Genomic DNA, 17,046 nt, shown 5'->3' on the forward strand with positions numbered 1-17,046 from the left:
CTGTCCCTTCACCGTACAACTGATAAATTCGCATCGTCAACATTTGCTTTCTAATACGAAGACAACTGCTTGACCTCTATCAGTACAACATATTCGCTGCAAGCAAGGCATTTATAATAAGGCGGCCCTGCCCTTGTTTAGGTGCTGCCCGTCCAGTCTCTACACCTTCCGCGCCGTAAGCCTATAATAATACCCCCACTATCCTCATATAGCGTAGATAACTCCTCTATAAACCTACAGGTACGACTTGGCTCGGGATTGGCATAGCCATCATTAGTAAATAATGTTACCAAACACCATTCTCCAATAATAACCGAAGCTTTCCCCGAATTTGAGCAGATCCGCTGAAAAAGTTTCCCTCAAAAGCGCCCAATTTTTTAAGCGTCAAAAACGCCCATTAGGAATCCTGTGCTCTATCCAACTGAGCTACGCAGACATCGTTCGCTTTTTTACCCAATTTTTAAAAAGAAATCAATCCTCCTTAAAATTTCAAGCTTCAGAAAGCTTTTGTTGTAGAAATGCTATCACTTGCATAGGATCAATATTTTTGGCAATAAAAGCCTGCCCCAAGCCCTTGGCGAGAATAAAGGTCAAGGATCCACTCTCCACTTTTTTATCTTGATTCATATAGAATAAAAGTTGCTGCGCGCTAGGACGGGAAGCAGGGATCTCGCCTATAGTCGTAGGCAAACCTACTTGGCGAAGATGAGAGCGGATTCGCACCGCATGATCAGATGATAAAAGTCCCAAAAATTCTGAAAATTCATAGGCCAAAACAAGTCCTATCGCCACCCCTTCCCCATGCACTAAAATCTTAGAGTCATAACGGTGAACGGCTTCCAAAGCATGACCAAATGTATGCCCCAAATTCAATAAAGCTCGCTCACCATTTTCATGTTCATCTCGGCTAACAATGGCAGCCTTGCTTGCCACAGCGCGGCTAATCGCCTCTACCCGCGCATACTTACCAGAAAATATTTCACGATGATTTTGCTCAAGCCAAGCAAAAAAATCGGGCTGATTGATCAAACCATATTTAACAATTTCGGCATAACCTGCAGCAAACTCACGCCTGGGCAAGCTATCAAGAACAAAGCTATCAGCCAAAACCATTCTTGGCTGATAAAAACTACCGATTAAATTTTTACCCTGAGGACTATTAATAGCAGTTTTACCGCCTACAGAAGAATCCACTTGCGCCAAAAGTGAAGTAGGCATTTGGATAAACTGTACCCCACGCCGCACTATTGAAGCCGCAAAGCCTGCTAAATCGCCAATAACCCCACCCCCCAGAGCAAGGATAAAATCGCCTCTTTCAAGCCGCGCTGCTAAAATAGCTTCGGCGCAAAGCTGTAAATGAGTAAAATCTTTGCTAGCCTCACCGGCAGGCACAAGACAAACATGAATATCAGAAAAATAATTAGAAAGGCTAGCTCTCAAGCGCTCTAAATAAAGAGCGCCCACCGTCTCATCGCTCACAATCATAAATTTGCGCAGGCCAAATGCTTGATGAATCAGCTCTCCCGCCCTCTCAATCAACTGCGGTCCAATTAACACATCATAACGCCGCGCGCCCAGCGCGACTGTGACGGTTTTCTCCATCCTTCACCCCTATAGTTTTCTTTCAGTCGAAAGGTAACGAGCCACCGCTTGTATAATTTTGCGAGCCATAATATGGCGACGCGCCTTACCACTATATACAATAAGATCCGCTTGGGCATAAATAGGGTATCGTTCCTCCAACAAACGAGCCATAGTAGCATATGGATCTCCCTGCTGCAAAAGAGGGCGATGACTGCGTTGCAACACGCGCCCCATCAGCACATCAAAGCTCACCTTAATCCAAACAGTAATCGCCTGATTTTGGATCAGCGCTCGCGTCTCATCTTGAACATAGGCGCCGCCCCCCAAAGCTAAAACCATCGGCCCCTCCTCCAATAACCGTTTAATGACTCGCTTTTCAAGGGCACGAAATTCTAATTCCCCATAGAGCATAAAAAGTTCGCTCACAGACATCTGTGCGGCCTTTTCAATCTCTGCATCACTATCATAAAAAGGCAGATTCAAAATCGAAGCCACCCTTTTACCAATGGTTGATTTGCCCGCGCCCATCAAACCCGTCAAAACCAAACAACGCCCCCCTAAATTATTAGGAATAAGCGTTCCAGCACGCACCATAGGTGAAATCTTCTTTTTTTTATCGTTCTTCATCACCATTCATTTGTTTCGACACGAATAAAGCCTAAAATCAACATCTGTTAATCTTTAGCGACTATATCTTAGAAAGTTTCTATAAGATACGTAAAATTCGTACAAAATTCTGCTTTCACCATAGGCACACACATGCTCGACCGTTTTCTTGAAATGATGAGTGCAGAACGTGGCGCAAGCCTTAATACACTTGAAGCCTATCGCCAAGATTTAGAATGGGCAATGCGCTATTTGGCGCAAATGCGTAAAAATCTTATCACAGCCCAAAGCACAGATCTCATCAAACTTTTTACTTACATGACTCAGGAAAAACTGAGCACTACGAGCCAAGCAAGACGGCTTTCTGCTTGGCGACAATTTTATCAATTTCTACGTAGCGAAGGCCAACGCGATGATGACCCCACTGTGAATATCGACTCCCCACGCCGCCAACAAAAATTGCCAAAGATCATAAGTGAATCACAAATAACCCATCTCTTAGAGATCGCTCGTCAAGAAACCGAAATCCCCTCCGCGAACTCCATCGAGAAAAGGCGAGCCGTACGACTTTATACAATTGTCGAAATGCTTTACGCAACAGGGCTTAGAATTAGCGAACTTATTTCCTTAAAAGCTGCGCCCTTTGCCCAAGAGCCCCCCTTTATCCTCATCAAAGGGAAAGGACAAAAAGAGCGCATGGTGCCCCTTTCCAAGACAGCATATGCTGCCCTTTCCCTCTGGATGATAGAACGCCAAAAAATAAAAGATAAGGAGAGCCCCTTTCTGTTCCCTGCTCGTACCCAATCAGGGTTTGTGGCACGACAGGTAGTAGCACGAGAACTAAAAAATCTGATACAAAGAGCTGGCCTACCGCAAAACGCTCTTTCTCCTCACGGCCTACGCCATGCTTTTGCTAGCCACCTTTTAGCACGTGGTGCAAATTTGCGTGCCTTGCAACAATTACTCGGCCACAGCGATATCGCAACTACCCAAATCTATACCCATGTTTTGGACGAGCATTTGCAACATATATTAAATACCTTACACCCGCTTGCTTGATAACCCAAGCCAGAGTAAAAGAAAGTGTTGACCAATCCATAGCCAAATGAGGTGGGGTACGCCCATATGTATAATTATTTAGATTTTGAAAAGCCGGTAGCAGACCTTGAGGGACAAATTTTGTCACTTAAAAAGTTAGCAAAAGAGCAAGGAAGCATTGACATGGGCGAGGAGATCCTTCGCCTTGAAAGCCGTTCAAAAACCGCTTTACGAGATCTTTATAAGAAACTAACCCCCTGGCAAAAAACCCAAGTGGCGCGACACCCAGACCGCCCTCACTTCTTTGATTATGCCAAAACCCTTTTCACAGACCTCACACCACTAGCAGGCGACAGAAAATTTGCCGATGATGAGGCCATACAAGCAGGCTTTGCACGATTCAAAGGCCAACCTATCGCCTATCTTGGCCAAGAAAAGGGCAGTGACACCACCTCCCGCTTGCGCTATAATTTTGGCTCAGCACGGCCTGAAGGCTATCGTAAAGCCGCGCGCCTTATGGAATTGGCTGATCGTTTTGGCCTCCCTCTCATTACCCTCGTTGATACTGCAGGTGCCTACCCAGGCGTAAGCGCGGAAGAGCGCGGCCAAGCTGAAGCCATCGCTCAATCTACAGCCGCTACTTTGCGTTTGAAAGTACCCGTTATCTCTGTCATCATCGGTGAAGGCGGCTCAGGCGGAGCCATTGCCATTGCTGCAGCTAACCGAGTCTATATGTTAGAGCACGCCATTTATTCAGTTATATCGCCCGAAGGCGCTGCCTCTATTTTGTGGAGAGACGCAAGCCGCGCCAAGGATGCAGCCAGCAATATGCGCATCACCGCTCAAGACCTCTACGAACTAAAGCTCATTGATGGTATCATCCCAGAGCCTTTAGGTGGCGCTCACCGCAAACCAACAATAGCGATTGAAGCAACCAGCAATATTATCTCAGCGGCACTGCGCTCCATGCAAGACGAAAATGGTGAAACCCTCAAGCAAAAGCGCCAAGAAAAATTTCTCAATATGGGTCGTTCCTTGGCGCAATAATTTCTATACGATACTCTATTTTGAATATAAATCGAAACAGATAGGAATTTGAAACGCATAGTATAGAAGTGGACGCGGCGTGAAGCGACGATTTTTTATTTTCTCTGCAATAATCTTAGCAACTAGCGCTTTAAGCGGTTGCAAAATCGCTGCATCTTTCAAACCTATCGCCAAAGATCAACAAGAATTGCCCACATCATTACAAGCCAAAATGGCGCGCCTTAATATGGATAAATATGCACCCATCTTGATCCGCGTCTTTAAAGAAGAAAACCGCGCAGAAATCTGGAAACAAACCAAAAACGGTTCCTATGCTTTACTAACCACCTATAAGATTTGCAAATGGTCAGGGAAACTAGGTCCCAAATATATGGAAGGCGATCGCCAAGCGCCTGAAGGATTCTACAACATTTCTGCTGCCCAAATGAATGCCCATTCTAATTATTACCTAGCGTTTAATATCGGCTTTCCTAATGCTTACGACCGTAGTCTTGGCCGCACCGGTAGCTTTTTAATGGTTCATGGCGGCTGTTCATCCTCTGGATGCTATTCTATGAGCGATGAAAACATTGCACAAATTTATGCCTTTGCCCGCGATGCCTTTTTGGGTGGCCAACGCGCTTTCCAATTCCAAGCCTTCCCTTTTCGTTTAACCGCGGTCAATATGGCTCGTTATCGAAACGACCCCAATTATGCTTTTTGGAAAATGTTAAAAGTGGGCTATGATTATTTTGAATCCACCCATATCCCTCCCAAAATCAATGTTTGTGGTAAACGTTATGTCTTTAATGCTAGCCTCAAGAGCAGATCTCCTTCGCCTTTGAAAACCTGCCCCAGCTATACACAAACCTCCCTTACATCCTATAAAGAAAGCTACACTACCCTAACGCAGTTCCGCTTATTTTATGTGCCCCTAAGCCCCTCCATCCAAGGTCCATACGAAGCTTCATTGATTGCCCAATGGTCACGGCGGCGCGCTATGGGTCTACCTGTACCAGAAACCCCGCCCTCTCTGTAAACTCCTATACGCACATTTATAGCAAAAAAACCATCTGTAAGATCAAGCGCATAATACAAATAAAAGCCCAACATATGCAAAAATTTACGCGCTCGTTGCCGTCTATTTTATGACCATAACAGGACGCGCGCTCATAGCAATCACCTCTGCTGTTTGGCTACCCAAAAGAAGACGACTTACACCACGGCGGCCATGAGAAGCCAAGATGATTAAACAAACATCGTGCTCTTCAGCAGCTTCAACAATACCAGCAGCAGGCAATTGATTTTCGCTATGGATCCCCCGGGCGTTCACCCCAGCTTTTTCAGCACGTTGCAGAGCATCGCCAAGAATTTTTCTCGCTTCTACCTCCATATCTTTACGAAACTCTTCAAAAGTCTCTGGATCAGCCGCCCATTCAGCCCCGATGACAATATTATAAGAAGGCATGAGCCCCGTTACCGTCACCACTAATAATTCGGCGTGTAACTGTTTGGCAAGGTCAATGGCTGCATCAATGCCTCGCTCGGCGAGTTCAGAGCCATCGGTTGCTACAAGGATACGTTCATACATGATTAGTCTCCTTCCCTTGAGATGCAAAATCTGCACCCTAATTAAGATAATAGCACATTTGTTAGATGATTTCTACGTATAGATAACCGTTGCTAAAAAACGTACTTGCCTTTTGTAATAGTGGAAAAAAGAATCTTGTCTTTAAAATACACTAAGCTATAAAAGACTTCTACATGAGGGGAGCTATGCATTCCTTTTTTTTATATGTATTTTTGATCACCTGTGTCTTTATCCAGTCAGTCAAAGCAGCACCCTATATTGTCTTTGATGGGGATACCGGGGAAATCTATCTTCACCACCAAGCTTACAATCGTTGGTATCCGGCGTCTTTGACCAAGTTAATGACCGCCTATATTAGCTTTAAAGCGATCGCAGAAGGGAAGATAAACTTTGAGACTCCTGTTATCCTTAGTAAAACAGCGGCGAATGAACCGCCTAGCCACTCTGGTTATAAAGCAGGAACTATCCTAACTCTCCATGACGCTTTAGCAATCACAATGGTAAAATCGGCGAATGACCTCGCTACCGCCATTGCTGAAGCGGTGGGCGGAACAAAAAACGCTTTTGTGCAAGAAATGAACCACACCGCACAAGAGTTAGGAATGAGCGATACCCACTTTACCAGCGCAAATGGTCTACCAAATCCTCGCAATTACTCTACCGCGCGCGACCTTGCTATTCTTGTTTGGCATTTACGACGTGAATTTCCACAATATCTGCCCTATTTTTCTATCCCCTCTATCGACTATAATGATGGGCGAGCTATTGAACCCAATTCTAATAAACTGATTGGACACTTTTTCGGAATCGATGGAATGAAGACAGGTTTCACATGCGCATCTGGCTATAATCTCATTGCAAGTGCTACCCGCTATAACCACAACGTAATAGCAATAATTTTAGGAAAAAAGCGCCCTGATCTACGTGAAAACCATGCGGCCGAGCTCTTGGAATATGGTTTTAATAGCCGCTCTACCCCCTCTTTCACCTTATTTGATCTCAAACCCTATGGTAGAAAACGCAGAAAAATCAGTAATCTCAGGAAATACACCTGTACAAAAGAGGCTTATCAATTACAGGCTCAACACCTTGATCGCCAGGGAAATAGAATCCCCATCGCCCCTTTCATTAACCCTCGACAAAACGGCTTACCAGTTTTTATAGCTGAACCGCTTTTTTTACCCAGTGCAAGCAATAAATCGCGTCCATAAAACAAGGGCTCAAACCTACAGGATTTCAGCGTGTCACCACATCATACTTCGCGTTTAAGAACGGCATGGTCCTTCCCAATTTATTCCTAATTGTGCCAATCTTCGCACAGCTTCTTTAGGCATAGGTGGCGGGTTTTTATCGCGGGCGGCGGCAAGTAATAAAGCGTCACAAGCATCTTCTGTAACCTTTTCTAGAGTAGCAATAAAATTTTGCTTATCCATACCAGCAGAGATAGGAGGTAAAATCTCCACGCGTATTGTTCCTGGATAACGACGAAAATCACCCTTAGGCCAATATAGCCCCGCATTATGGGCGATAGGCACTACATCCAACCCCGTTCCCTGATAAATCGCCACAATACCAGGCTTATAAGCAGGCAACGCCCCAGCAACACGGCGCGTACCTTCTGGAAAAATAAGAATCTGCCGCCCTTGAGCCGCTTTATCTATAGCGCCCTTAAGAATGGCTTTCATAGCTTTAATAGGTGCACTGCGATCTATAGGAATGATTTGTGTTTTTGCCATATACCAACCAAAAAGCGGGATCCAAGTCAATTCCCGCTTCATAATAAGCGCTGGATCGTCAAGATACGGCACGAGCCCAAAAGTTTCCCAAGCGGATTGGTGTTTAGGAGCAATAATGTAAGCCCCTTGCGGCAAGTTCTCAAGCCCGCGGATTTCATGCCGAGTACCAGCGATATATTTTTGCAAAAAAAGTGTTACCCGCGCCCATGTTTTAGGCACAATCCACGCTTTTTTACGCGGCAACAAAAAATAAAAGGGGGCATAAAGTACCATCTGCACAAAAGTGGTGAGATAAAAAGCAAAGGTGAAGAGAATAGAACGGAAAATCAACACAATAAGCCCTTTATTTTAAAACCCAAATAGCGATGATGATTTTAAGCAAACCCCCATCAAGCAAAAGCACAAAACGCGCCTGCGCTCCTTATACAACAAATAAAGGATAAAACAATAAACATGGCTCAACCTCTTGGGACAAAGCCTTTTATTTGATAGAAAATAAAATGGAGCGGGCGATGGGATTCGAACCCACGACCCCAACCTTGGCAAGGTTGTGCTCTACCCCTGAGCTACACCCGCTCACTTTAATGCTACTTCAAGCGAGATCTATATGGCCCAAGCTTTATCAAATTGCAAGAAAAAAAATACTATGATATAAATTTTTACAAACGATGATAAGCAGTAGATGGCGAACTAACGCCTTGAATCAAAACCGGAACCCCCTTATAGGGTTCCTATTGCCGGAAACATGGATATGCGTAATTTTTTTATAACAGCTTTTTTTCTAGCATGCACAGCAGCAAGCCAGGCTCAAACAACAGATCAATTAGAGAAAGCCGTAAAGGTAGATATTACACAATTAGTTGCCCACCCCGCCTTAGACGCCACCCGTAAAGGGGTAGAAGATTACCTTGCTGAAGCCGGATATAAAGTTGGCAAAAATTTAAAAATCAACTTCCAGTCCGCTCAAGGCAGCATTACCACCGCCACCCAAATTGCACGGCAATTTGCTGGAGAAAAGCCCGATGTTATTGTCGCTATCTCCACACCCTCTGCCCAGACCATGGCCGCAGCCACCAAAACGACCCCTATTGTTTTTGCCACTGTTACCGATCCAGTAGAAGCAAAATTGGTTGCTTCACTTGAACGGCCTGGGGGCAATATAACAGGCGTATCTGATCGCTCTGACGTTGCGGCCAACCTAGCCCTCTTAAAAGAAATTAAGCCTGATTTAAAAAAATTAGGCTACCTTTATAATGCTTCAGAAGCCAATTCTGTTTCCACCTTAAAAACCTTGCGCGCCCTAGCCAAACCTTATGAGATTGAAATTATCCCTTCTGCTGCGCCCAAGTCGGCTGATGTCCAGGCTGCAACCCGCGCCCTCATCGGTAAGGTTGATATAATATATGTACCGACCGATAATACAGTAATCGCCGTCCTAGAAGGCGCCGTGCAAGTAGGGAATGAAACAAAAACACCTATTTTCACCGCCGATGCTACATCTATTAATCGCGGTGCTTTTGCAGCCCAAGGCACCGATTATTATCAGCACGGACGACAAGTAGGTGCTTTAGTAGTACGCATCTTAAAAGGGGAGAAGCCAGACACCCTCGCCGTTACTACTGGTGATAATGATAAAATCAGTCTCAATTTAAGAGAAGCACGCCTTATAGGCCTGACCATTCCACAAAGCGTCATTAACAAAGCCGCAAGGGTTCTTCCCTAAGGACGATTGGAGTCAAATTGTTGGCTGATAGATTTTGTTCTCTAAACATGCTTCATCATCCGCCTTCATCCGAAGGCGGATTTTTCAGTAAAATGATTCTAATCGCTATTTCTAGTAAATAATAAACACCTAACCTCCCCTTCTGACAAAAAAATCCAAAATCAAATAGGATTACATGAAATAAAGAGAGAGCATAATTTTATGAGCATTTTTGCTTTTTTGGGCGCTGTAGAAATTGGCCTTATCTATGGCTTTGTAGCGATGGGAGTGTATCTTTCCTTTCGAGTACTTGATTTCCCTGATCTAACGGTGGATGGATCCTTTTTGTTGGGCTCAGCGGTGTGTGGGGTGATGATACTTTTAGGTTGGAATCCTTGGCTCGCCATGGCTATCGCTGCCTTAGCGGGAGGGCTTTCTGGGATAGTCACGGCGCTTTTACATTTACGCTTTGGGATCTTAAATCTATTAGCATCCATTCTTACCATGTCAGCGCTCTATACTATCAACCTGCGCATTATGGGCATTATGGGGGTTTCAAATGTCAACCTCGCTTTAGCTGATACTGCTCTGACTCCCTTTTATGGCCTCTTTGGCTGGCCTGATATGATTGTTCGTCCAGTATTTGTTGGAATTCTTGTCCTTGTAACTGTCTTTTTATTGTGGCGCTTTTTAGAGAGTGAGCTAGGCCTTGCCATGCGTGCCACTGGCACAAATCCCCAAATGGCCAAAGCCCAAGGAGTACAAACAAACCTAATGATTTATTATGGGATGGCGCTTTCCAATGCACTCGTTGCCTTTGGCGGTGCTCTCTACATTCAAACAGCCATTGCCACTGATATTACCGGTGGTACAGGCACCATTGTTTTTGGCCTTGCAGCAGTCATTATAGGTCAAACTTTATTCCGTAGCCAATATCTTTTCTTTGTGGTTCTTAGCTGTGTTTTGGGCTCAGTTATCTATCGGATTGCGGTACAATTTGCTTTTGAAGGTGCCAATATCGGCATCAATACTTCTACAGACTTGCAATTTATCACCGCCCTTTTAGTGGTTTTGGCCTTAGTTTTACCACGCAGTTTAGGAATGCGTACATATGATTGAACTAGCTAATATTGACGTGACCTTTAAACTAGGTAGTCCCCTTGAAAAGCGTGCTTTATCAGATATTAATCTGCAGATAGAAGCGGGTAGTTTCATCACCCTCATTGGTTCAAATGGTGCAGGAAAATCCACACTATTATCAACACTGGCTGGCGATGTCATCGCCAATCATGGCAAAATCCTTATTAACGGTGCTGACGTCACCCGCCAAAATACAGCGCGCCGCGCGCCATTTATCGCGCGTGTCTTTCAAGATCCACTCAAAGGTAGCTGTGGTGCGCTTACCATCGAAGAAAACCTAGCTTTAGCCGCTGCCCGCGGACACAACCGTGGTTTTAGAGCAGCTATAAGTCACAAGCGCCATAAAGATTTCCGCGACCACGTGGCACAATTAAACCTTGGCCTTGAAGACCGCCTCATGCACCGCATGGATAGCCTTTCGGGCGGCCAAAGGCAGGCTCTTTCCCTTTTAATGGCCATCCTAGCCGACGCCCAAGTGCTTTTATTAGATGAGCATACCGCCGCTCTCGACCCGAGCATGGCTGATTTTATTATGGATTTAACGGAAAAAATTATCGCTGAAAATAAACTCACCACACTTATGGTCACCCATTCGATGCGGCAAGCTTTGCAATTTGGTAACCGTACTCTTATGCTTCATAGCGGAAAAATTATCCTTGATGTCGCAGGAGATGAACGCGCCGGACTTACAGTCAACGACCTTATACAGAAATTTCAAAACATTCGTGGAACAATTTTGGATGATGATAAACTATTGATGGATTAAACTATTGGCACAAAAAAAAGCCCACGAGGTGGAGACCTTTTTAGCCCGTCTTCACCCCCAATTCCCTATCATATTGACCTATGGACCAGACCGCGGTTTGGTTTTAGAATGCGCAGAAAAATTTGCTAGCCTTACTGGTGTGCCTCTTGCAGATCCTTTTGCCACTACCCGTATTGAAGCTTCTGACATTGAGAAAAATCCTGAGAAATTGTACAATGAATCCGCCACCGCGTCTCTCTTTGGCGGTAGCAGATTATTATGGATTCGCGGCGCGGCTAACCAAAAACGCTTTATTGAGGTTTTACGCCCCCTTTTAAAAACGCCTCCACCGCAATGCTTTATCATCCTAGAAGCGGGGGATCTCAAAAAAGGCGCAGGTCTACGAGCAGCGGTAGAAAACTCTCCCCATGCCATGGCGCTCCCCTGCTTTACCGATGACGCACGTGCTCTTGACCGCTTGATTGATCAAGTCTTAGATCGTTTTAAACTTAGCATCTCACTTGATGCCCGCAAATGGTTGCGCGAAAGCCTAGGAGCCGACAGGCTCATTTCTCGCTCTGAACTAGAAAAATTATGCTTATACGCCCAAAAACGTGGTGAAATCACCATTAGCGATGTCGAAGAAGTTATCAGCGATGCTAGCGCCTTTTCCCAAGATCTTATCCTAGACGCCGTTTTAACGGCTAACCTCAAATACCTTGATCACGGTTTTACACGTTATGCAGAAAGCGGTGCAGGACTTTCCTCCGTTTTAGCAGCTCTACTGCGACAGTTTCAGCAATTGCAGCTCATACGTTATCAAGTAGAAATCAAAGGAAAAACCCCCTTTTCTGCAGTAGCAGCGGCTCGTCCGCCGATATTTTTTCGCCGCCAAAAAATCATAGAACGCGCTACAACTCTTTGGTCACTTAATGCTATCACGAGAGTATTAGAGCGTTTACAAAAAGCTGTTCTTGAAAGCCGCCAAACCCCTTCTTTAAGCGAAGCGATTACTCGCCAAGCGCTTTTAGCAGTGACTGTCATGGGGCGCCCGCCACGCTCCTCTGCTTAACGACCCACATTGATCTTCTGATACCCCTTAAAGAAGGCCAATAAACTCAAGAACGACGTAAAACAAAAACCGCTTGCTGTCCAAAAAGATTCCAAGCCCAATAAGGCAAATTCCAACTTAGCGCTTGGCCATTACGTTGCAAAGCAACAGCCTTTTCAATATGCGCTCCAGCCACTCCAACAAGATGAATAAAATCCTTAATCGTACAGAAATGAATATTAGGCGTATCATACCAGTGATAAGGTAATTCCTTTGTCATCGGCATACGCCCCCCAAACATAAGGGAGGCTCGCACCCGCCAATAACCAAAATTGGGGATTGAAATAATTGCTCTTGTACCAATCCGCAAAAGATGATCCAAAACTTGCTTAGGGTTACGGGTTGCTTGCAAGGTTTGGGATAAAATTACATAATCAAACCCTTGATCTGGGTAATAAATAAGATCGCGATCGGCATCGCCTTGAATAACAGCCAGCCCCTTCTTCAAGCATTGATCAACCCCCTTCTGAGAGATTTCTACACCCCGTCCATCCACATTGCGCTCCTTTTGCAAAAGCATCAATAAAGCACCATCGCCGCAACCTACATCAAGAACGCGGCTTTTTGGAGCAACAAATCGGCTAATCAATTGAAAATCCACCCGCGCACTGTTAATGGCTGCGGTAGACATTGTCATGCAAGCCCCCTTTTCCAAGCACCCGCTTCAAGAAAGCTCAAAATAGAGCGCACTAAAACGGGTTCATCCAACAAAAAAGCGTCATGGCCTTTGTCGGTCTCTATCTCAATAAAGGAAGTAGGCGCTCCCACAGCATTCAATGCATGAATAAGGGGTTGACATTGCTTAGTAGGAAACATCCAATCACTCGAAAACGAGGTAATTAAAAAACGTGTCTGACTCCCTCTAAAAGCACAAGCCAATTGCCCACCATAAGCTGCACCAAGGTCAAAGTAATCCATAGCTCGGGTGAGATATAAATAGCTATTGGCGTCAAAGCGTTCAACAAAACGCATACCTTGATGACGCAAATAGCTTTCAACCTGAAAATCAGCATCAAACCCAAAAGTAACTTGTTCACGATTTTGTAGATTTCGGCCAAATTTCTGATGCAACGCCGCCTCCGAAAGATAGGTGATATGTGCTGTCATCCGCGCCACCGCCAAACCTTTTATAGGCTTTTTTCCAGCCTCAATATAACGACCTTGGCACCAATCAGGATCAGCCATAATGGCATGACGGCCAATCTCATCAAAAGCGATATTCTGAGCCGAAAGCCGCGTACCACTCGCTAAAATAATAGCACTAAACACGCGCTCTTTATAAGATGCCGCCCATTCAAGAACTTGCATGCCCCCCATAGACCCGCCAATAATCGCAAATAAACTCTTAATCCCTAGCCTTTGTATCAATAAAGCTTGAGCCCTTACCATATCACCAATAGTGATCATCGGGAAATCAAGGGCATAAGGCTTACCACTTTGTGGATTAATCGAAGCCGGCCCTGTAGATCCTAAACACCCGCCCAATACATTCGTGCAAATAACATAATAGCGATCTGTATCAATAGCTTTACCTGGCCCAACCAAGTTGCTCCACCAACCAGGCTTTTGAGTAATAGGGTGGGGGCTAGCCACATACTGGTCGCCCGTCAGCCCATGACAAACCAAAACAGCATTGCTTTTATCGCGGTTTAAACGACCGTATTCCCGATAAGCGATCTGAAAATTAGAAAGGGTTTCACCACTATCAAGATGCAAAACATGGTTCTCATCAAAATAAGCGCAGAGGCTATTAGGGTCTAAAGATTGGGAAATGCTTTTCACTATACGATCCATACCATAATATTAGCATGGCCCAAACAAAGGTCTAGGCCAAAAACCACTCTCCCGCACACAGCCTCCAACTAAACTAGAAAAAACACTAATTTTCTATCAATAAGCAAATACTAATTGGGTAGTTGCTCTTAGTAAGGGGGCAAGCTATGCTATTAGTAAATCAAACGAAAATTTTTATGGTACACATTATGAATTATCCACAGCCCAAAAAGGGTATTCTAGATATAAAAGCCTATGTCCCAGGCGCCAGCCTCGCTAATGGAAAACCGGCGCACAAAATGTCATCTAACGAATCATGTCTTGGCCCCTCCCCACTGGCATTACAAGCGTTTCAAGACGCCTTGCATAACCTCAACCGCTACCCCAATGGCAACCTCGCCCCCCTAATTCCAGCGCTCACTAAAGCCACCGGTTTAGATCGTGAGCAGTTGCTCATTGGCAATGGTTCTGAAGAAATATTAGCCCTTTTGGCCATAACCTACCTTGAACGTGGTGATTGCGCAATCATGAGCAAATACGGATTTGAAACTTATAAAATCCAAACCATCGCCGCTGGTGCAACCCCCATTCTTATTGATGAGCATGACTTTCGTGTAGATATCGAAGCAATCATCGCTAGTGTTCACGCAAACCCCCATTGTAAAGTTGTCTTCATCGCTAATCCCGGCAACCCAACCGGAACTTATCTCATCCATGAAGAAATAAAACACCTCCAAGCCAATATACCGCCGCATGTACTGCTTGTCCTTGATTCCGCTTACGCAGAGTTTGTTGAAGATGAAGCTTATCATGCAGGTGAAGATCTCGTTTCTCAAACCCAAAACGTAGTGATGATACGCACTTTTTCTAAAGCCTATGGCATGGCTGGCTTACGAGTTGGATGGCTTTATGGTCCCCGCCATTTGGTAGCGGCAGTAAATCAAATTCGCTGCCCATTCAACGTAGGCGTTGCAGCCCAAGCAGCAGCAGCAGCAGCCCTAGAAGATCAAAAATTTTTGCAAGAATCCGTAGCCTATCACCAACATTGGCGGCAATTTCTTGCACGCGCCTTAACGAATATGGGTCTCAGCGTCACACCATCAACTACCAATTTCCTATTGGTCCATTTTCCTGATGATCCGCTCTATAATGCACAGAAGGCTGATACATTTCTAAAAAATAACGGCTATATCGCTCGCCCCGTCCATGATTACAGCTTACCGAATGCTTTACGTATTTCGGTGGGCAAGCCCGAAGAAAATGAAGAAATCATCGCGATTTTAAGAAAGTTTCTACCCTAAATGTCTATCCCTCCATTTAAAAGCATTGCCCTTATCGGTATAGGGCTTATTGGCTCCTCCTTAGCGCGCGCTATCAAAGCATACAACTTAGCTGATAATATTCGCATCGCTACCCGCCGTGAAGAAACCTTAGCAACGGCTCAAAGACTTAAATTGGGAGACGCCTATTTCCTAGATAACGCTGCCGCGGTGGAAGACGCGGATTTAGTCATTATATCTGTTCCCGTTGGTGCATGCGAAATGATAGCGAAATCTATCAAGCATGCGCTCAAACCTGGCACCATTATCAGCGATACTGGCTCTACCAAGGCTTCTGTAATCAAACAGATGGCACCGCATCTGCCGCATAATTGCCATTTCATTCCTGGTCACCCCATCGCTGGTACAGAATACTCAGGGCCAGAAGCAGGCTTTACTACACTTTTTAAAAATCGTTGGTGCATCCTTACCCCCCTAGAAGGATGCAATCACCAAGCTTTAACGCAGCTCAGTGCCTTTTGGGAAGCCTGTGGCTCACGGGTGGATTGTATGGAAGCTCAGCACCATGATTTAGTTTTAGCTATCGTTTCGCATTTACCGCATTTAATCGCCTATAATATTGTTGGTACGGCTGCTGATTTAGAAAAAGTTACACGTTCAGAAGTCATCAGTTACTCCGCTTCCGGTTTCCGAGATTTTACCCGCCTTGCGGCATCTGATCCAACCATGTGGCGAGATATTTGTTTACACAACAAAGAAGCAATTCTTGAAATGCTTGCCCGCTTCAGCGAAGATCTCGCCTCACTACAAAGAGCTATTCGTTGGGATGATGGAGAAGCCTTATTTAACCTATTCAGTCGCACCGGCAGTATACGCCGCTCTATCATTGAGGCTGGACAAGATATAGACGCCTCCAATTTTGGCCGCGATAAAAATTAAAAAGCTAGCTGGCTACTCCATTCAGAAGATGTTTTTCCTTTCTATAACATCTAATAAGTATTGTATTCTATGAGCAAGCCCGAACGCGGCAATTCTATGAAACCGCCTCGCTTTCAACAGCAATAAGGGCGTCCATCAAATTTTGAGCATCTTTATCACCCCAAGAAGCTAAACCATTAAAAGAGCCAAGCAAAAAGCCATCTTTGTCAACAATCAACGTAACTGGTAAGCCAATAGCCAGTCCTAGACGACGGATCTCATTAAAAATCACCATAGTAGAATCGCGGTAAAGGATGAGATTTTGGGCATTGACCTCCTGTAAAAAGTGGTCAATTTTTTCATTACTAGCTACGCGATCCACATTGACCGCCACCACTTGAAAACGATTTCCCCCCAATTTTTTATCTAAAATCGCCAGTTCAGGCATTTCTTTACGACATGGTGCGCACCAAATCGCCCAAATATTAAGTAAGATTGGCTTGCCATGGAAAATACGCAAACTATTGATCTGGCCGTCACGAGTTTGAAAACGCAAATCACTCAAATTCACAACTTGATTAGCAAAACGGATGTTCTTAAAAAAGCCCTGCGCCTTCGCTTTTAAAACAGCAACTTTTTGCGCCACAGCCCCCGTTGTGGAATCCGCTATAGCCGATGAAACCAATAAGCCAGTACTGCTAACACTCACCCCACCCTCTATAAAAACTGCAGCTCCTAAAAATAAAAAATAAATAAATAACTTTTTTATCACTATCATCCCCTTTCTTTTTACTTG

17 protein-coding genes and 1 tRNA gene are annotated in these 17,046 nt (G+C 44.8%); 10 read left to right on the forward strand and 8 right to left on the reverse strand.

The genetic code is table 11. From position 1 onward, the window contains the following. Positions 1 to 489: 489 nt before the first annotated feature. Together aroB and ACK28X_RS09610 are read right to left on the reverse strand one after the other, a co-directional pair. Complete coding sequence (aroB, locus tag ACK28X_RS09605; RefSeq protein WP_412058744.1) at positions 490 to 1,602, reverse strand: 3-dehydroquinate synthase; 1,113 nt, start codon at positions 1,600 to 1,602, stop codon at positions 490 to 492. A gap of 9 nt (positions 1,603 to 1,611) precedes the next feature. Continuing rightward, positions 1,612 to 2,217 (reverse strand): shikimate kinase, encoded by a 606-nt coding sequence (locus ACK28X_RS09610; protein ID WP_412058745.1) that lies wholly within the window; start codon positions 2,215 to 2,217, stop codon positions 1,612 to 1,614. Between the two features lie 126 nt (positions 2,218 to 2,343). Between ACK28X_RS09610 and ACK28X_RS09615 the strand changes: the two genes are divergently transcribed. The 3 genes from ACK28X_RS09615 to ACK28X_RS09625 all read left to right on the forward strand — a co-directional run bounded on the left by ACK28X_RS09615 (position 2,344) and on the right by ACK28X_RS09625 (position 5,293). Further along, positions 2,344 to 3,249 (forward strand): tyrosine recombinase, encoded by a 906-nt coding sequence (locus ACK28X_RS09615; RefSeq protein WP_412058746.1) that lies wholly within the window; start codon positions 2,344 to 2,346, stop codon positions 3,247 to 3,249. A 66-nt stretch (positions 3,250 to 3,315) separates the two neighbouring features. Continuing rightward, positions 3,316 to 4,275 (forward strand): acetyl-CoA carboxylase carboxyltransferase subunit alpha, encoded by a 960-nt coding sequence (locus tag ACK28X_RS09620; RefSeq protein ID WP_412058747.1) that lies wholly within the window; start codon positions 3,316 to 3,318, stop codon positions 4,273 to 4,275. A 79-nt stretch (positions 4,276 to 4,354) separates the two neighbouring features. Continuing rightward, positions 4,355 to 5,293, forward strand: coding sequence for a hypothetical protein (locus tag ACK28X_RS09625; protein WP_412058748.1), 939 nt, complete (start codon positions 4,355 to 4,357; stop codon positions 5,291 to 5,293). 102 nt (positions 5,294 to 5,395) lie between these two features. On the opposite strand, the gene ACK28X_RS09630 is transcribed toward ACK28X_RS09625, so the two are convergent. After that, the gene (locus ACK28X_RS09630) at positions 5,396 to 5,845 is read right to left on the reverse strand and encodes a universal stress protein (RefSeq protein WP_412058749.1); all 450 of its coding nucleotides are present in this window, start codon (positions 5,843 to 5,845) and stop codon (positions 5,396 to 5,398) included. Between the two features lie 185 nt (positions 5,846 to 6,030). Here ACK28X_RS09630 and ACK28X_RS09635 point away from each other — a divergent pair, with 185 nt between their 5' ends. Next, on the forward strand, positions 6,031 to 7,056 hold the full coding sequence (locus ACK28X_RS09635; RefSeq protein ID WP_412058750.1) for a D-alanyl-D-alanine carboxypeptidase family protein: 1,026 nt from the start codon (positions 6,031 to 6,033) through the stop codon (positions 7,054 to 7,056). Positions 7,057 to 7,110: 54 nt separating this feature from the next. Here ACK28X_RS09635 and ACK28X_RS09640 read toward each other — a convergent pair whose 3' ends face one another. Together ACK28X_RS09640 and ACK28X_RS09645 are read right to left on the reverse strand one after the other, a co-directional pair. Beyond that, positions 7,111 to 7,914 carry a lysophospholipid acyltransferase family protein gene (locus tag ACK28X_RS09640; RefSeq protein ID WP_412058751.1) on the reverse strand — a complete coding sequence of 268 codons (804 nt, stop codon included), beginning with the start codon at positions 7,912 to 7,914 and terminating at the stop codon, positions 7,111 to 7,113. Positions 7,915 to 8,082: 168 nt separating this feature from the next. Next, positions 8,083 to 8,157: transfer RNA gene (locus ACK28X_RS09645), tRNA-Gly, on the reverse strand. A 169-nt stretch (positions 8,158 to 8,326) separates the two neighbouring features. Here ACK28X_RS09645 and ACK28X_RS09650 point away from each other — a divergent pair. The 4 genes from ACK28X_RS09650 to holA all read left to right on the forward strand — a co-directional run bounded on the left by ACK28X_RS09650 (position 8,327) and on the right by holA (position 12,240). Next, positions 8,327 to 9,304 (forward strand): ABC transporter substrate-binding protein, encoded by a 978-nt coding sequence (locus ACK28X_RS09650; RefSeq protein ID WP_412058752.1) that lies wholly within the window; start codon positions 8,327 to 8,329, stop codon positions 9,302 to 9,304. A gap of 201 nt (positions 9,305 to 9,505) precedes the next feature. Next, positions 9,506 to 10,402 carry an ABC transporter permease gene (locus ACK28X_RS09655; RefSeq protein WP_412058753.1) on the forward strand — a complete coding sequence of 299 codons (897 nt, stop codon included), beginning with the start codon at positions 9,506 to 9,508 and terminating at the stop codon, positions 10,400 to 10,402. After that, entirely contained in the window at positions 10,395 to 11,189 is a 795-nt protein-coding gene (locus ACK28X_RS09660; protein ID WP_412058754.1) for an ABC transporter ATP-binding protein, read from the forward strand. Before ACK28X_RS09655 ends, ACK28X_RS09660 begins: the two co-directional genes overlap by 8 nt. Before the next feature lie 4 nt (positions 11,190 to 11,193). After that, a complete protein-coding gene (gene holA, locus ACK28X_RS09665) occupies positions 11,194 to 12,240 on the forward strand; it encodes a DNA polymerase III subunit delta (RefSeq protein WP_412058755.1) in 1,047 nt (348 codons plus the stop codon). 46 nt (positions 12,241 to 12,286) lie between these two features. Here the strand turns inward: holA and metW are convergent, their stop codons facing one another. Next, complete coding sequence (metW, locus tag ACK28X_RS09670) at positions 12,287 to 12,916, reverse strand: methionine biosynthesis protein MetW (RefSeq protein ID WP_412058756.1); 630 nt, start codon at positions 12,914 to 12,916, stop codon at positions 12,287 to 12,289. Next, complete coding sequence (metX, locus tag ACK28X_RS09675) at positions 12,913 to 14,073, reverse strand: homoserine O-acetyltransferase MetX (protein ID WP_412058757.1); 1,161 nt, start codon at positions 14,071 to 14,073, stop codon at positions 12,913 to 12,915. Before metX ends, metW begins: the two co-directional genes overlap by 4 nt. 188 nt (positions 14,074 to 14,261) lie before the next feature. On the opposite strand from metX, the gene ACK28X_RS09680 reads away from it, so the two are divergent. Together ACK28X_RS09680 and ACK28X_RS09685 are read left to right on the forward strand one after the other, a co-directional pair. Beyond that, positions 14,262 to 15,353 (forward strand): pyridoxal phosphate-dependent aminotransferase, encoded by a 1,092-nt coding sequence (locus tag ACK28X_RS09680; RefSeq protein WP_412059113.1) that lies wholly within the window; start codon positions 14,262 to 14,264, stop codon positions 15,351 to 15,353. After that, positions 15,354 to 16,271, forward strand: a complete 918-nt coding sequence (locus ACK28X_RS09685) for a prephenate/arogenate dehydrogenase family protein (protein ID WP_412058758.1) — start codon at positions 15,354 to 15,356, stop codon at positions 16,269 to 16,271. Positions 16,272 to 16,365: 94 nt separating this feature from the next. Here ACK28X_RS09685 and ACK28X_RS09690 read toward each other — a convergent pair whose 3' ends face one another. Further along, positions 16,366 to 17,022, reverse strand: coding sequence for a TlpA family protein disulfide reductase (locus ACK28X_RS09690; RefSeq protein WP_412058759.1), 657 nt, complete (start codon positions 17,020 to 17,022; stop codon positions 16,366 to 16,368). Positions 17,023 to 17,046 lie beyond the last annotated feature (24 nt).

The organism is Bartonella sp. DGB2, from assembly GCF_046843095.1.
In the GTDB taxonomy this organism is placed as follows: Bacteria; Pseudomonadota; Alphaproteobacteria; order Rhizobiales; family Rhizobiaceae; genus Bartonella.

Coding starts and splice junctions, on each gene's coding strand:
- aroB (WP_412058744.1), bottom strand. CDS start 1,602: ATGGAGAAAACCGTCACAGTCGCGCTGGGCGCGCGGCGTTATGATGTG.
- ACK28X_RS09650 (WP_412058752.1), top strand. CDS start 8,327: ATGGATATGCGTAATTTTTTTATAACAGCTTTTTTTCTAGCATGCACA.
- ACK28X_RS09620 (WP_412058747.1), top strand. CDS start 3,316: ATGTATAATTATTTAGATTTTGAAAAGCCGGTAGCAGACCTTGAGGGA.
- metX (WP_412058757.1), bottom strand. CDS start 14,073: ATGGATCGTATAGTGAAAAGCATTTCCCAATCTTTAGACCCTAATAGC.
- ACK28X_RS09615 (WP_412058746.1), top strand. CDS start 2,344: ATGCTCGACCGTTTTCTTGAAATGATGAGTGCAGAACGTGGCGCAAGC.
- metW (WP_412058756.1), bottom strand. CDS start 12,916: ATGACAATGTCTACCGCAGCCATTAACAGTGCGCGGGTGGATTTTCAA.
- ACK28X_RS09685 (WP_412058758.1), top strand. CDS start 15,354: ATGTCTATCCCTCCATTTAAAAGCATTGCCCTTATCGGTATAGGGCTT.
- ACK28X_RS09660 (WP_412058754.1), top strand. CDS start 10,395: ATGATTGAACTAGCTAATATTGACGTGACCTTTAAACTAGGTAGTCCC.
- ACK28X_RS09635 (WP_412058750.1), top strand. CDS start 6,031: ATGCATTCCTTTTTTTTATATGTATTTTTGATCACCTGTGTCTTTATC.
- ACK28X_RS09655 (WP_412058753.1), top strand. CDS start 9,506: ATGAGCATTTTTGCTTTTTTGGGCGCTGTAGAAATTGGCCTTATCTAT.
- ACK28X_RS09630 (WP_412058749.1), bottom strand. CDS start 5,845: ATGTATGAACGTATCCTTGTAGCAACCGATGGCTCTGAACTCGCCGAG.
- ACK28X_RS09610 (WP_412058745.1), bottom strand. CDS start 2,217: ATGGTGATGAAGAACGATAAAAAAAAGAAGATTTCACCTATGGTGCGT.
- ACK28X_RS09680 (WP_412059113.1), top strand. CDS start 14,262: ATGAATTATCCACAGCCCAAAAAGGGTATTCTAGATATAAAAGCCTAT.